The organism is Pseudomonas sp. CFBP 13711 (assembly GCF_014842265.1).
Lineage (GTDB): Bacteria > Pseudomonadota > Gammaproteobacteria > Pseudomonadales > Pseudomonadaceae > Aquipseudomonas.
In genome coordinates, this window is the sequence record NZ_JACYVI010000006.1 from 320,756 (window position 1) to 335,924 (window position 15,169).

A 15,169-nucleotide genomic window follows, 5' to 3' on the forward strand; every position below is an offset into this window, starting at 1 on the left:
ACCATTCCGGGCGAGGTTGCCTTGATTCTAACGGCGCATCGCGCCCTTGTCGTGCAGCGGAGAAACAGGCTTGGACAGAGTTTTCATTGAGGGTCTGGAGGTCGATACCGTCATCGGCGCGTACGACTGGGAGCGTGGCATTCGCCAGTGCCTGCGTCTGGACCTGAGTTTTGCCTGGGACAATCGGCCTGCAGCCGCAGGCGACGACCTGAGCAAGGCGCTCGATTACGCCAGTGTGTCCGCGCGAATTCAGACGTTCGCCGAAGCCTCTCAATTCCAGCTGGTCGAGACCTTTGCCGAGCGACTCGCCGACGTGCTGATGAGCGAGTTCAACATTCCCTGGCTGCACCTCAAATTGACCAAGCCGGGAGCCGTGCCTGCGGCGAAGGGCGTTGGGGTGGAGATCGAGCGCGGATGTCGCTGACACGGATTTTTCTGGGACTGGGCAGCAACATCGAGCGGGAGCGCCATCTGTGCGCTGGCCTCGACGCCCTTGCCGGCTTTCTGACCGACATGACCTGCTCGCCCGTGTTCGAAAGTCATCCGGTGGGGATCAAGAGCGGGCCGTTTTTCAATCTGGTGGTGTCGGCGCTGACCGACCTGCCGCTGACTGAACTGGACCGCCGCCTCAAATTCATCGAAGCCGATAACGGGCGTTATGCCCCTGATCGAAAGGGGCTGCCGCTGGACATCGACGTCCTGCTGTATGGCGAACAGGTCGGCAACTTCGACGGCCTGATTCTGCCTCGGGCCGAAATCCTCAAAAACGCGTTCGTGCTGTGGCCGTTGTCACTGATCGCGCCGCAACGCCTGCACCCAGATGCCGGCGTGTCATTTGCCCAGCTTTGGGCCGATGCGAACATCGATCAGAAACTCTGGCCGGTTGCCTTCGAATGGCGCGGCGAGCAACTCACCCCGGCCACCCTGCTGGCTACGATGTAGCAGCCAGCCAGCCAGCCCGACCGAGCCGCAGCCAAGCCAAGCCAGGGGCTTAAAGCTGATACGACGCCTTGTATACCTTCAGCGTATCCAGCCGCTCCCGCTTAAGCGCCTCGCCCAGTTGCTGGCCCTGAAAACCCTTCTCCAGCAGCGGTTGCACTGCCACTTGCCGCGCCGCTTCGGCAGCGCCGCGCAGGTACTCGGCTTGCGGATACGTGCGCGACTCAAACCCCTTGCGGCCTCGGGCGTCCATCTCACAGGCGGCGATGAATTCCTCGAAGCGCTGCGGGCGGCGATACACGTCAAAGCTCTGCAGCAGATCCAGCAATGTCGAAGGCTTCAGCTCCAGCGCGCGATGGCCATGGGTGTGATATTCGCCCACCAGCAGCGCCAGTTCCTGACAGTCCCTTGGCACCTTGAAACGCTGGTTCATTGCCTTGATCGCCTTGAGTCCCTTGTGCTCATGGGCGATATGCCGCGGCCATTCCTCTTGCGGCGTGAGGCCCTTGCCCAAGTCGTGCAGCAAGCAAGCCCAGCGAACGCTTAGCGGCTGGCGGTGCAGGGCGGACTGATGCAACACGCTGAGAACGTGCACACCGGTATCGATTTCAGGGTGATGGGCTTCCGGCTGAGGCACGCCAAACAGCGCGTCGACTTCTGGCATCAGCACGTTCAGGGCGCCGCATTCACGCAGGACTTCGATGAACACCTGCGGCTCTTTTTCCATCAGCGCGCGGGAGATTTCCTTCCAGCTGCGCTCCGGTGTCAGCGCTTCCAGTTCACCGGAGCCGCTCAGTTGGCGCATCAGTTCGAGGGTTTCCGGGGCGATGGTGAAACCGTCGGGGGCATAGCGCGCGGCGAAGCGGGCCACGCGCAGGACGCGCAGTGGATCTTCGGCGAACGCGGGGGAAACGTGACGTAATACTCGGGCTTCAAGGTCCTGCTGACCATGATAAGGATCAGTCAGTTGTCCATTTTTGTCTTCGGCAATGGCATTGATGGTCAGGTCCCGGCGGATCAGGTCTTGCTCAAGTGTGACGTCCGGGTGGGCGTGAAAAACAAAGCCGCCGTAGCCTTTGCCGGTCTTGCGTTCGGTGCGGGCCAGTGCGTACTCCTCACCGGTCAGCGGATGCAGGAAAACGGGGAAATCCGTTCCCACCGGGCGGTAGCCCTTGACCAGCATCTCTTCGGTCGACGCACCCACTACTACCCAGTCAATGTCAGTGACCGGTTTGCCAAGCAGGCGATCGCGTACCGCGCCGCCAACTTTATAAATCTGCATAAAAAAGCCTCCGTGAGGGCGACAGGATAAACCTTAAGTCGCGATCGCGGAGGCTGGAAACGCTCATGGTTTATAAGTGGACGACCGCCAGGTCCAGCCGGGGATATTCACTGTCAGCGTGTTCGCTTCTCGGCGGCACATGGTGGACTTTCATCACTTGGTCGCCTTGCAGCGTTTCCAGATGGATATCAAAACCCCACAACCGATGCAGGTGTTTCAGCACCTCATCCGTCGAATCGCCCAAGGGTTTGCGGTCGTGCTGTTGATGACGAAGGGTCAGGGAGCGGTCGCCGCGCCGGTCAATGCTGTAGATCTGCACGTTGGGTTCGCGGTTGCCGAGGTTATATTGCGCGGCGAGAGTTTCACGAATCACCTTGTAGCCGGTTTCATCGTGGATGGCGGGCACGAGGAGATCGTCCTTCTGGTCATCGTCGAGGATGCTGAACAACTTCAGGTCACGGATCACCTTGGGCGACAGGTACTGCAGGATGAAGCTCTCATCCTTGAAGCTGCTCATCGCAAACTTCACAGCCGTCAGCCAGTCGGTGCCGGCCAGATCGGGAAACCAGTGGCGGTCTTCCTCGGTCGGGTGCTCGCACATCCGCCGGATGTCCTGATACATGGCAAAGCCCAGCGTGTAGGGATTGATACCGCTGTAGTACGGACTGTCGAAGCCCGGCTGGTAGACGACACTGGTATGAGAGGTCAGGAATTCGAGCATGAAGCCGTCAGTCACCAGCCCCTCGTCGTACAGATCGTTCATGAGCGTGTAATGCCAGAACGTTGCCCAGCCCTCGTTCATCACTTGGGTCTGCCGCTGCGGGTAGAAATACTGGGCGATCTTGCGCACGATACGCACCACTTCACGCTGCCAGGGCTCCAGCAACGGGGCGTGCTTTTCGATGAAGTAAAGGATGTTTTCCTGGGGCTCGGCGGGGAAGCGCGAGAAGTCCTCTTTGTCGTTCTTGCTCGCACTTTTCGGAATCGTACGCCACAGATCGTTGATCTGCTTCTGCAGGTGCTCTTCCCGGTCCTTCATGCGGCGGCGTTCTTCCTCCGCCGAAATCGGATAGGGCCGCTTGTAGCGATCGACGCCGTAGTTCATCAGCGCGTGGCAGGAATCCAGCAGATCCTCGACCGCATCGATCCCGTGGCGCTCTTCACACTGCATGATGTACTGCTTGGCGAAGACGAGGTAATCGATGATTGAACTGGCGTCGGTCCAGGTGCGGAACAGGTAATTGCCCTTGAAGAAGCTGTTATGCCCATAGCAGGCGTGGGCCACGACCAGCGCCTGCATGCAGATGGTGTTCTCTTCCATCAGATAGGCGATGCACGGGTCGGAGTTGATGACGATCTCGTAGGCCAGACCCATCTGGCCCCGCGAGTAGGATTTTTCCGTGCTGAGGAAGTGCTTGCCGTAGGACCAATGGTGATAACCCAAGGGCATGCCGACAGACGCATAGGCGTCCATCATCTGCTCGGCGGTGATCACCTCGATCTGGTTGGGGTAAGTGTCCAGCGCATAACGTTCGGCAATGCGGCTGATCTCCCGGTCGTAGGCCTGGATCAGTTCGAACGTCCACTCTGAACCCGTGGAGAGGGGTTGGCGCTTCTGCTCTCTAGCGGTCATGTCACTAACCTGCGCTGGAAGAGTTCACGGAACACCGGATAGATATCACCGGCAGAGACCAGCTGCTGCTGGGCGAACGTGTCGGCGAAGGCTTCGCCGATGCGTTCGTATTCGAACCACAGCGCCTGATGCTCGCGCGGGGTAATTTCGACGTAGGTGTAGTACTGCACGAACGGCATGATCTGTTTGATCAGGATATCGCGGCAAATGGGCGAGTCATCGTTCCAGTTGTCGCCGTCCGAGGCCTGGGCTGCGTAGATATTCCATTCGTTGGTGGGGTAGCGCTCGGCCATGATTTCCTGCATCAGCTTCAATGCGCTGGAAACGATGGTGCCGCCGGTTTCCCGTGAATAGAAAAACTCCTCTTCGTCGACTTCCCGCGCACTGGTGTGGTGGCGGATGAAGACGACTTCGATTTTGTCGTAGTTACGCTTGAGGAACAGATACAGCAGGATGAAAAAGCGCTTGGCGATGTCCTTGGTGGCCTGGGTCATCGACCCGGAAACGTCCATCAGACAGAACATCACGGCTTTGGAGCTGGGGTTCGGCTGTTTGACCAGCAGGTTGTATTTGAGGTCGAAGGTGTCCAGATACGGGACGCGACGAATGCGCGCCTGAAGTTTTGCGGCCTCGATTTCCAGCTCCTGGATGTCGCCGAAGTTGTCGGGCTCCTCGATCCTCAGGCGTTCCAGTTCAGCCTGCACCTGGCGCAGCTTGGCCCTGCTGCTGCCGGACAGCGCGATACGCCGTGCATGTGCCGAGCGCAATGTGCGGATGATGTTGATGCGTGACGGGTTGCCTTCGTTACTGATGCCCGCGCGAACGGTCTTGAACGTGTCAGTGCCGCTCAGGTTGCGCTTGACCAGATTGGGCAGCTCCAGATCCTCGAACATGAATTCGAGAAACTCTTCCTGAGTGATCTGGAACACGAACTCATCCATGCCCTCGCCGGAGTTGCCCGCCTTGCCAGGCCCTTTGCCACCGCCGCCACCTTGCGGGCGTGCGATGTGCTCACCGGTGGTGAACTCTTTGTTACCCGGATGAACAACCGTTTGCTTGCCGCCGCGACCATGGTGCAACACCGGTTCGTCGATATCCCGCCCCGGAATACTGATCTGTTCGCCGTGCTCCATATCGGTAATGGAGCGCCGGCTGACGGCTTCTTCAACTGCCTTCTTGATGTGGTCACGATAACGGCGAAGAAAGCGCTGCCGATTCACCGTGCTCTTGTTCTTCCCATTGAGACGTCGGTCGATCACATAGCTCATAGGCCCCTCCGGGGAGCTTCAAGTTGTGAGCCGCAAGCTGCGAGTAGAGGCGGTTATCCGGATAGCAGATGACGCGCTTTCTTCCTGCAGCCTGTGGCTTGACGCTTGCAGCTGCCTTACTGCGATTTCCGGACCCGTAGGTACCATTCGGAAAGAAGCCTTACCTGTTTATCGGTGTAGCCCCGCTCGACCATTCGTGTGACAAAGTCGTTGTGCTTCTGCTGGTCCTCTTTGCTGGCCTTGGCGTTGAAACTGATGACAGGCAGCAGGTCTTCGGTGTTCGAGAACATTTTCTTCTCGATCACCACCCGCAGCTTCTCGTAGCTCAGCCAGGTCGGGTTCTTGCCGTTGTTGTTGGCGCGGGCTCGCAGCACGAAGTTGACGATCTCGTTGCGGAAGTCTTTCGGGTTACTGATGCCAGCCGGTTTTTCGATCTTCTCCAGTTCCTCGTTCAGCGCCACGCGATTGAGGATCTCGCCGGTCTCCGGATCACGGTATTCCTGATCCTGAATCCAGAAGTCCGCGTACAGCACGTAGCGGTCAAAAATGTTTTGGCCGTACTCGCTGTAGGACTCGAGGTACGCAGTCTGGATTTCCTTGCCGATGAACTCGATGTAGCGCGGCGCCAGGTATTCCTTGATGAAGCGCAGATACCGCTCGCGGGTTTCGGCCTGGAACTGCTCCTGCTCGATCTGTTGCTCCAGCACGTACAGCAAATGGACCGGGTTGGCGGCGATCTCATGGGGGTCGAAGTTGAAAACCTTCGACAAGATCTTGAACGCGAACCGGGTCGAGAGTCCGTTCATGCCTTCGTCGACACCGGCGCTGTCGCGGTATTCCTGAATCGACTTGGCTTTTGGATCGGTGTCCTTGAGGTTCTCGCCGTCGTAGACCCTCATCTTCGAATAGATGTTGGAGTTGTCCGGCTCTTTAAGCCGCGACAGCACGGTGAACTGCGCGAGCATTTTCAGCGTGTCCGGCGCGCAGTGGGCTTTGGCCAGCGAACTGTTGAACAGCAACTTGTCGTAAATCTTGATCTCGTCACTGACACGCAGGCAGTACGGCACCTTCACGATGTAAATCCGGTCGATGAAGGCTTCGTTGTTCTTGTTGTTGCGGAAGCTGTGCCATTCCGATTCGTTGGAGTGGGCCAGCAAAATACCGGTGAACGGAATCGCGCCCAGGCCTTCGGTACTGTTGTAGTTACCTTCCTGGGTGGCGGTCAGCAATGGGTGAAGCACCTTGATCGGCGCCTTGAACATTTCCACGAATTCCATCAGGCCCTGGTTGGCCCGGCACAGCGCGCCCGAATAGCTGTAAGCGTCGGCGTCGTTCTGTGGGTATTCCTCAAGCTTGCGGATATCGACCTTACCCACCAGCGCCGAGATGTCCTGGTTGTTCTCGTCGCCGGGCTCGGTTTTGGCGACGGCGATCTGGTTGAGAATGGAAGGGTAGAGTTTCACCACTTTGAACTGACTGATGTCGCCGCCGAATTCGGCCAGTCGCTTGGTCGCCCATGGCGACATGATGGTGTTCAGGTACCGGCGCGGGATGCCGTAGTCCTCTTCGAGGATCGTCCCGTCTTCGGTGGGTTTGAACAGGCCCAAAGGGGATTCGAAAACCGGGGACCCTTTGATGGCGTAGAACGGTACTTTTTCGACCAGCGTTTTGAGTTTTTCAGCCAGGGACGACTTGCCGCCGCCTACCGGGCCGAGCAGGTAAAGAATCTGTTTCTTCTCTTCCAGGCCTTGGGCGGCGTGGCGGAAGTACGAGACGATTTGCTCGATGCAGTCCTCCATGCCATGGAAATCCTCAAACGCCGGATAGCGCCGGATGACCTTGTTGGAGAAGATTCTGGACAGCCTGGAGTTGGTCGACGTGTCGAACAACTCGGGCTCACCGATGGCCATCAGCAGACGTTCTGCGGCGGAAGCGTATGCGCTGCGATCGGTTTTGCAGAGCTCGAGATACTCCTGTAGCGAGAGCTCTTCCTGCCGTGTCGATTCAAAGCGTTGTTGGAAGTGGCTAAAAATACTCATGACGTCACCTCGCTCGATACGTGGAGCCGGCGGCGGATCGTCAGTTGATGCTGGATGGAAGCCGATCACGCGGCTGCCATTACCCCCCAAACACCATAAAAGTAGCTACCGATGACCCACGCGCCGGTGTACCGGCTCTCCCCTGATTCGGATGGCCTGAGGCTAAGAGTAGTTCGGATTCGGGCACAGAAAGAAGCAATGGGGATGAAGACGGCATACCCGTTCGTCAGATGAGGGCGCGAGCCCGCGTAGGACGCGGGATAGCGGCCAGCAAAAATATTTTTCGATCAGCCTTGCGTGGTTTCAGCAGGGAATTGGGTTTTCCACAACTCGAAACCGCCATCCATGCTGTAGACCTCGGAGAAGCCCTGACCTACAAGATAGGCCGCTGCGCTCTGACTGGAGTTGCCGTGATAGCAGAGGACGACCAACGGTTTGTCCAGATCGGCCTGACGGATGAAGTCGGCGATGGAGTGATTGTCGAGATGATGGGAATCCGGAATGTGCTGGGACGCGTAGGTCTGCGCGTCACGTACGTCCACCAGTACCGCGCCTTGTTCGCGCAGGGCATGGACTTGTTCGGGTGAAATGCGTTTGAAGTCAGTCATGGCTCGGGCTCCTGGGCCGTCGGGTCCTCGAACGGTCGAGAACGTAGTGAGATCTTTACTGCTGCAGCGGAATTGGCTCGCTGAGGGGGGTTAGCGCAGGGGCGGGTACCTTTGCGTTGCCGCGCTCGTCGCAGTCGCAACGGATCAGCGCGCGAGTGTCGACGTTGAGCAGCGTCATGGCGCCGCCCCAGACACAGCCCGTGTCCAGCGCATACACCCCGGGCTCGTCACATCGGCCTTCAAGTGCGGCCCAGTGACCAAAAATGATACCGACGCCTTTGGTCTTGCGCTCCTTGTGCTTGAACCACGGCGCGTAACCCGCCGGCGCACTGTCGAGGCCTTCCTTGCTCTTGAGGTCGAGCTTGCCATCGCTGGTGCAAAAACGCATGCGGGTGAAGTAATTGGTGATCACACGCAGCCGGGTGACGCCCTGCAGGTCTTTGTCCCACTTGGCAGGCTCGTTGCCGTACATGCCGTCGAGAAAAGGCTCGAAGCGATTGTCATCGCGCAATGCCTCTTCCACCTCTTCGGCGCAGCGCAGAGCTTTCTTCAGCGTCCATTGCGGCGGAATCCCTGCGTGCACCAGTGCGATGTCGCGTTCGGCGTCGTAATGCATCAGCTTCTGTTGGCGCAACCAGTCGAGCAGCACGACGGCGTCTGGCGCTTCCAGAATCTCCCGCAACGTGTCGCCTTTCTTCAAGCGCTCGATATTGCGGCCGGCCGCCAGCAGGTGCAGGTCGTGATTGCCCAGCACGCAGACGATCGAGTCGCGCATGGCGTAGAGATAGCGCAGGGTTTCCAGTGACTGTGGACCTCGGTTGACGAGGTCGCCGACCAGCCAGAGCGTGTCTTTGCCGGGCTCGAATGCAACGCGTTCGAGCAGGCACTTCAGCGGTTCAAGGCAGCCTTGCAGGTCGCCGACTGCGTAGACCGCCATCAGTGAAGCGCCCCCGGGACGGCCAGACGGAACGGAGCGATGACAGCATCGAAGCGCTTGCCGTCTTCGGCGAGCATTTGATAAGTGCCCTGCATGTTGCCCACCTTGGTGGTCATCACGGTGCCGCTGGTGTAGGTGTGGCTTTGTCCCGGCTGGATCAGCGGCTGCTGTCCCACAACGCCGTCGCCGCGCACCTCTTCAACCTGACCGTCGCCGTCGGTAATCACCCAATGACGTGACAGCAACTTGGCTGGCAACTCGCCGTTGTTCTGCACGGTGATGGTGTAGGCGAAGGCGAAGCGGTTTTGCTCAGGCTGAGACTGTTCGGCTAGGAATCGGGTCTCGACGCTGACGTCGACCTGGTAACGAGAATCAGACATGCAAGAGGCCTTAGAAGCGAAAGCGGAAATAGCCGGAAGTCGTCCGGTTGGAAATCAGTCTAGGACATGTCACGGATAAAGACCGATGAGGCTTTGACCGGACATGTCCCGAGAAAGTCAGGCGGCGACTGGCTTTTCGCTGAGCTTGTCGGCCAGTCGCACAAACGCCGCCAGATCCAGCTGCTCCGGACGCAGGCTGCCATCGACGCCGGCTTCGGTGATTTCTTCGCTGGTCAGCAGGGCTTTCAGCGTATTGCGCAGGGTCTTGCGGCGCTGGTTGAAGGCCTCGCGGACGACGCGCTCAAGCACGCGGTGATCCTTGGCCGGATGCGGCAGGGTTTCGTGGGGCACCAGACGAACGATGGCCGAATCCACTTTCGGCGGCGGATTGAACGCACCCGGACCAACGTTGAACAGATGCTCCACGCGGCAGTGGTACTGAACCATGATCGACAGCCGTCCCCAATCACCGCCGCCCGGACCTGCCGCCAGGCGCTCGACCACTTCTTTCTGCAGCATGAAGTGCATGTCGCGGATCAGGTAAGCGTTCTGCAGCAGATGAAAAATCAGCGGCGTGGAGATGTTGTACGGCAGGTTGCCAACGACACGGAGGCTGTTGGGTGCGGCGTTCAGGCTGGTGAAGTCAAACTTCAGTGCGTCACCCTGGTGCAGACTGAAATTCGGCTTGCTGCCGAACTGATGCATGAGAATCGGCACGAGGTCTTTGTCGAGCTCGACGACGTCCAATTGGGCGCCGCTGTTCAGCAGGCCCTCGGTCAGGGCGCCTTGTCCCGGGCCGATTTCCAGCATGCGGTCCTCGGTCTTGGCCCGAATGGAGCGCAGGATCTTGTCGATCACACCGGCATCGTGCAGGAAGTTCTGGCCAAAACGCTTGCGCGCCTTGTGTTGAAATTGCTCGTTCATGAATGGGTCTCGGCCATCTGATAGGCGGTTTCCAGAGCGACCCTGAGGCTGCCGGTGTCAATCTTGCCGGTGCCTGCCAGATCCAGCGCCGTGCCGTGATCGACGGAGGTGCGAATGATCGGCAGGCCCAGCGTGATGTTGACGGCGGCGCCGAAGCCTTTGTACTTCAGCACGGGCAGGCCCTGGTCGTGGTACATCGCCAGCACTGCGTCGCAGTGCTCCAGATATTTGGGGGTGAAGAGCGTGTCGGCAGGCAGCGGGCCATGTAAATCCAGGCCCTCGCTGCGCAGACGCGCCAGGGTAGGTTCAATGATGTCGATTTCTTCGCGGCCCAGGTGACCGCTCTCGCCGGCATGGGGGTTCAGGCCACAGACCAGAATCCGCGGGCGGGCGATACCGAATTTGTTGACCAGATCCGCGTGCAGGATGCGCGTCACGCGCTCCAGCCGTTCAACGGTGATCGCATCGGCAACCTCACGCAGGGGCAGGTGAGTGGTCACCAGCGCCACCCGCAGATCACCGGTTGCCAGCATCATCACCACCTGTTGGGTGTGGGTCAGTTCGGCGAGGAATTCAGTATGGCCGGAGAACGCGATGCCACTGTCGTTGATCACGCCTTTGTGCACTGGCGCTGTGATCATGCCGGCGAAGTGGCCGTCCAGGCAGCCCTGGCCGGCGCGGGTCAGGGTTTCGAGCACGAAGCCGCCATTGGCTTTGTCGAGCTGGCCGGCAATGACCGGCGCCTGAACCGGGGTGTCCCAGACATACAGACTGCCAGCGGGGGCGGGGACGTCTGGCCAGGCGGCGGGTGTGACGGGGATCAGACTGACAGCCACACCCAACTGCGCGGCCCGCTCGGTGAGCAGGTCGCAGCTGGTAATGGCAATCAGGGGATGGGGCTGGGACTGCGCGGCGAGGAGCAGGCAAAGGTCAGGACCGATGCCAGCCGGCTCGCCGGGTGTCAGGGCGAAACGCTGGGGTTTCACTTGGCCGCCTGATCAGCTCCGGGGAGCTTGATCTCGACGTAGGCTTCATCACGGATCTGACGCAGCCAGGTTTGCAGCTCTTCGTCGTACTTGCGGTTACGCAGCACAGTCATCGCCTGTTGCTCACGGGCCTGACTGGTGCTGTCAGTCGAGCGACGGCCGAGGACTTCCAGAACGTGCCAGCCGAATTGAGTCTCGAATGGCTTGGACACGACACCCTGAGGTGTCTCGTTCATGACGTCGCGGAACTCCGGAACCAGCGAACGCGGGTCAACCCAGTTCATGTCGCCGCCGTTCAGCGCCGAACCCGGATCTTCGGAGAAGCTCTTCGCCAGTTCGCCGAAGTCTTCGCCATTCTGGATGCGGTCGTAGATCCGTTGCGCCAGCAGCTTGGTCTCGGCTGGGCTGCGGATTTCGCTTGGCTTGATCAGGATGTGACGAACGTGGACTTCGTCGCGCATCTGGGTCTGAGTCTCGCCGCCGCGTTTTTCCAGCAGCTTGAGAATAATGAAGCCGCCCGGTGTACGCGCAGGAGGGGTGACCTCACCCGGACGCATCGACGACAGCATGTCACCAAACGGAGGCGGCAACTGAGCGGCTTTACGCCAGCCCATATCACCACCGTCCAGAGCACTTTCGCTGGCCGACGACGCGATTGCCATCTGCTCGAAGTTCGCACCCTGTTGCAGCTTGCCGTAGAGGTCCTTGGCTTTGGCTGCAGCGGCCTGAATTTGATCCGACGTCGCGCTGTCCGGCGTCGGGATCAAGATGTTGGCCAAGTGGAATTCTTCGGAGAACTGAGCCTTGCCCAGGTCGGAAGCGAGGAAGTTCTTCACTTCCTGCTCCGAGACCTGAATACGTTCGGCAACCCGGCGCTGACGCACACGGCTGATGATCATTTCCCGGCGGATCTGCTCACGTGCGCTGGTGTAGGACAGCCCGTCGTGGGTCAGCGCAGCCTTGAACTGGTCAACGCTCATGTTGTTGCGTTGAGCGATGGTCGCAACCGCCTGATTCAGTTCTTCATCGCTGATGCGAATGCCGGAGCGTTCGCCGATCTGGATCTGCAGGTTTTCCAGGATCAGACGATCCAGGACCTGAGACTCCAGCGCGCTGGCAGGCGGAACACCCTGCCCGCGCTTGGCGATGGTTTGCTGAACCTCACGGGTGCGCTGGTCGAGCTGGCTTTGCATGACCACGTCGTTGTCGACGATGGCAACTACCTTGTCGATGGTGCGCACTTCAGCGTGCGCAACAGTACCGATAAGCAGCGCGCCCAGCATCAGCGGGCGCAGACAATCAGAAAGCTTGGTCTTCACGTTCACGATAACCTTGGATGCCTTTGTCGAGGAAGCTTTCAACTTTTTGGCCAACGACGCCGCCAAGTCCCTTCAACACGATTTGTAGGAAGACGCCGCGGTCGCCTTTCTCGTTCTGCGGTATCTCTTGGGTGGACTCGTCATAGTCGACCCAGTACCGGTTGATCAGACGCAGCTTCCAGCAGCAGTTGTCATATTCAAAACCACCAAAGGCTTCGAGGGTACGGTCACGGTTGTAGTCGTACTGCCAGCGGGCGATGGCGCTCCACTGCGGAACCACAGGCCAGATGACCGAGAAGTCATGTTGCTGAATCTTGTAGTAGTCCTTGATGACGGTGCCATCCGGGTAGGTGTAGTCACCCCCACCTACGCTCCAGCGACCTGTAGTCTGGTCGTAACGAACCTGGTCGTTGCGATAGCGGTAGCCGGCGTTGATGATCTTGCCCGGCTCGTCTTCAGGCTGGTAGTGAACCATTGCGCTGCCGGAGCGAGTGCTGCGGCTGTCCGGGTCCCAGTTGAAGTCCGACGTCGCCCGCCAGTCGCGGTTGAAGCGGTATTCGTATTCCAGTGCGTAAGGCGACACGTCGGACTGGGCGTCCTTGCGGTCTTCGTAGGCAATGCCTGGCAGTTGCACCTTACGGTCGGCGAAATACACCGCCTGACCAATGCTGACACGCTGACGCTCGAAACCGTTGTCTTCGATCCAGCGGTTGGTTACGCCCAGCGACAGCTTGTTCTCGTCACCGATACGGTCGGAGCCGACGAAGCGGTTGTCGCGGAACAGCGAGGCGTAGTTGAACGTGGTTTCACCCGAGTCGAAAATCGGGATATCGGTTTGATCTTTCTCTGGCACGTAGAGGTAGTACGCACGAGGCTCCAGCGTCTGGCGGTAGTTTTTCCCGAACCAGTTGGTGTTGCGATCGAAATACAGGCCGCTGTCGACGCTGAAAATTGGCACGCTGCGGTTTTCGCTGCTGTGATAAGTCTCATCCGCCAGCAACGTGCTCTTGCCCTGCGAGTCCAGGTCCAGATCGTACTGGGTGTAAACGTACTTCAGCTTGGGCGTTACAAAACCGTAGCTGGCAGTCAGCGGCAGGCTGATGGACGGCGCCAGGTTCAGACGATCGCCGTTCGCACGAGCAAGCCCCCGGACGTTGGTGTCCAGACGCGGCGAAGTCACGTCGTCTTCGTTGGTGTAGCCACCGGTTCTCAAATCACGATCAAAGCGAACAAGCTCAGTCTCGTAGTCGAACTTGAAGCCTGCAGGCTGGAACGGCAGCGAACCATTCAGCGTGAGCTGAGGCAGGCGGCCATAAGGCGTGATCTGGGTCACGGTGGTCAGCTGATACTGCTGAGCGTTCAGCGTCGCGGTGTAGTTATCACCACGATAGTAGACCGCGCCCTGCTGGTTCAGGTAGTCGTGGGTGCTGACGCCTTCCTGACCGCTTTTCAGGTCCTTGAAGTAGTAAGGATCGCTGACTTTGGTGTAGTCGATCTTGCTGGTCAGACGTGAATCCAGACCACTTCGATCCTGCCAGTTGATCAACCAGCGGGTGTCTTTGTAGTCCGACTGATTTTTGCGATCGTCGTTGTCGTCGTTCAGGTAAGCCGCACCGAACTGACCTTCACTACTCTTGGTCAGGTAACGGAACTCGCCTTCCAGCAACATGCCGCGCTTGGCCATGTAGGTCGGGTACAACGTGGCGTCGTAGTTCGGCGCCAGGTTGAAGTAGTACGGAGTGAGCAACGAGAAGCCGGTGTCACTGTCCGTGCCGATGGTCGGTGGCAGGAAGCCGGACTGGCGACGGTCGTCGATCGGGAAATAAATGTAAGGCGTGTAAAGGATCGGAATGTCGTGAACGCGCAGTGTGGCGTTGGTGGCAGTACCGAAACCGGTGGCCGGATTCAGGGTGATGTTGTTGCCCTTCACGGTCCACGCGTTGCTGTTCGGTTCGCACGTGGTGTACGTGCCGTCCTTCAAGCGGATGATCGCGTTCTCGGCACGACGAGCGTACAGGGCGTTACCGCGAACGTTGTTCTTGTGCAGCACGTACTCGGCGTTGTCGACCTTGGCTTCGCCGGTGTCGAGCTGGACTTCAGCGTGATCACCGACGATCAGGGCGCCGTTGTCGCGCAGACGGACATCGCCGTTCAGCTCGCCACGGTTCTCGGCCTGATGCAGGCTGGCTTCGTCAGCCTCGACCTGCATGCTGCCCTGACGCAGGACAACATCACCGGCCAGAGTCGCAACCTGTTCTTCCTGCTGATAACGGGAAGCCTTGGCGCCGATGAAGGTCGGTGCGTCGCTCTTCGGCGTCTTGTCGTCCATGCCCGGACGGATGGGTTCGATGTAGGCGCCCGAGCAATACGGACCGGTCTCAGCCAGTTGGGCTGCGGTCAGCTTCTCGCGTGGCACCCAGTCAAGGTGGCTGTAATCGGCGCTGCGCGATTTCAGGCCACGGCCCTTGGCCTCGGTGACCAGCATCGTTTTGGGCACGACTTCGCCATCGGAGGTGGTGGTCGTCTGAGCGCCATCTGCCGTGCTGCTGTTGGACGAAACACTGTTGGCGTCGTGCACGGGGCGCGGAGGCAACTGGGCTGCGTTGGTTTTCGGAGAGCAATCCCATGCACCTGTTGCAGACACCGAGCAGTCATACTGTTCGGCGGCAACCACGTACGGGACGGCCAGGGGTTGCATCGCCAGCAAACTGCCGGTTACGAGCAACGGAAATTTTTTACGAAACGCGGGGGATTTCAATGCCATCTTATTAGTCCGGGCTTCCTGCGCGCCATCTGCCCGCGGGGGGGCCGCACGCCTCTCGATGGGCTGAAAAAGATGTCGGATAATAAAGCA

The 15,169-nt window shown here is 59.3% G+C and carries 13 protein-coding genes; 2 read left to right on the forward strand and 11 right to left on the reverse strand.

Going from position 1 to position 15,169, the window contains the following annotated elements; genetic code table 11:
* Positions 1-70: 70 nt before the first annotated feature.
* Positions 71-424 (forward strand): dihydroneopterin aldolase, encoded by a 354-nt coding sequence (gene folB / locus IFT47_RS14230; protein ID WP_192173112.1) that lies wholly within the window; start codon positions 71-73, stop codon positions 422-424.
* The gene (gene folK, locus IFT47_RS14235; protein ID WP_192173111.1) at positions 415-942 is read left to right on the forward strand and encodes a 2-amino-4-hydroxy-6-hydroxymethyldihydropteridine diphosphokinase; all 528 of its coding nucleotides are present in this window, start codon (positions 415-417) and stop codon (positions 940-942) included. Before folB ends, folK begins: the two co-directional genes overlap by 10 nt.
* A gap of 49 nt (positions 943-991) precedes the next feature.
* Here folK and IFT47_RS14240 read toward each other — a convergent pair whose 3' ends face one another.
* The 11 genes from IFT47_RS14240 to IFT47_RS14290 form a co-directional block, all read right to left on the reverse strand.
* Positions 992-2,221: a multifunctional CCA addition/repair protein gene (locus tag IFT47_RS14240; protein WP_192173110.1), complete on the reverse strand. Its 1,230-nt coding sequence runs from the start codon at positions 2,219-2,221 to the stop codon at positions 992-994.
* Between the two features lie 70 nt (positions 2,222-2,291).
* Positions 2,292-3,854: a SpoVR family protein gene (locus tag IFT47_RS14245; RefSeq protein WP_133775468.1), complete on the reverse strand. Its 1,563-nt coding sequence runs from the start codon at positions 3,852-3,854 to the stop codon at positions 2,292-2,294.
* Complete coding sequence (locus tag IFT47_RS14250) at positions 3,851-5,122, reverse strand: YeaH/YhbH family protein (protein WP_074886967.1); 1,272 nt, start codon at positions 5,120-5,122, stop codon at positions 3,851-3,853. Before IFT47_RS14250 ends, IFT47_RS14245 begins: the two co-directional genes overlap by 4 nt.
* 116 nt (positions 5,123-5,238) lie before the next feature.
* Positions 5,239-7,161: a PrkA family serine protein kinase gene (locus IFT47_RS14255; protein ID WP_192173109.1), complete on the reverse strand. Its 1,923-nt coding sequence runs from the start codon at positions 7,159-7,161 to the stop codon at positions 5,239-5,241.
* A 287-nt stretch (positions 7,162-7,448) separates the two neighbouring features.
* A complete protein-coding gene (gene glpE / locus IFT47_RS14260; protein WP_192173108.1) occupies positions 7,449-7,769 on the reverse strand; it encodes a thiosulfate sulfurtransferase GlpE in 321 nt (106 codons plus the stop codon).
* Between the two features lie 55 nt (positions 7,770-7,824).
* Positions 7,825-8,706 (reverse strand): symmetrical bis(5'-nucleosyl)-tetraphosphatase, encoded by an 882-nt coding sequence (locus tag IFT47_RS14265; RefSeq protein ID WP_192173107.1) that lies wholly within the window; start codon positions 8,704-8,706, stop codon positions 7,825-7,827.
* Positions 8,706-9,086 carry a Co2+/Mg2+ efflux protein ApaG gene (apaG, locus tag IFT47_RS14270; RefSeq protein ID WP_192173106.1) on the reverse strand — a complete coding sequence of 127 codons (381 nt, stop codon included), beginning with the start codon at positions 9,084-9,086 and terminating at the stop codon, positions 8,706-8,708. Before apaG ends, IFT47_RS14265 begins: the two co-directional genes overlap by 1 nt.
* 117 nt (positions 9,087-9,203) lie before the next feature.
* A complete protein-coding gene (rsmA, locus tag IFT47_RS14275) occupies positions 9,204-10,010 on the reverse strand; it encodes a 16S rRNA (adenine(1518)-N(6)/adenine(1519)-N(6))-dimethyltransferase RsmA (protein WP_192173105.1) in 807 nt (268 codons plus the stop codon).
* Positions 10,007-10,996, reverse strand: a complete 990-nt coding sequence (gene pdxA / locus IFT47_RS14280; RefSeq protein WP_192173104.1) for a 4-hydroxythreonine-4-phosphate dehydrogenase PdxA — start codon at positions 10,994-10,996, stop codon at positions 10,007-10,009. The genes rsmA and pdxA overlap by 4 nt, the downstream gene beginning before the upstream one ends.
* On the reverse strand, positions 10,993-12,315 hold the full coding sequence (locus tag IFT47_RS14285) for a peptidylprolyl isomerase (protein ID WP_192173103.1): 1,323 nt from the start codon (positions 12,313-12,315) through the stop codon (positions 10,993-10,995). Before IFT47_RS14285 ends, pdxA begins: the two co-directional genes overlap by 4 nt.
* Entirely contained in the window at positions 12,296-15,079 is a 2,784-nt protein-coding gene (locus IFT47_RS14290) for an LPS-assembly protein LptD (RefSeq protein ID WP_192173102.1), read from the reverse strand. The genes IFT47_RS14285 and IFT47_RS14290 overlap by 20 nt, the downstream gene beginning before the upstream one ends.
* Between the last annotated feature and the right edge of the window lie 90 nt (positions 15,080-15,169).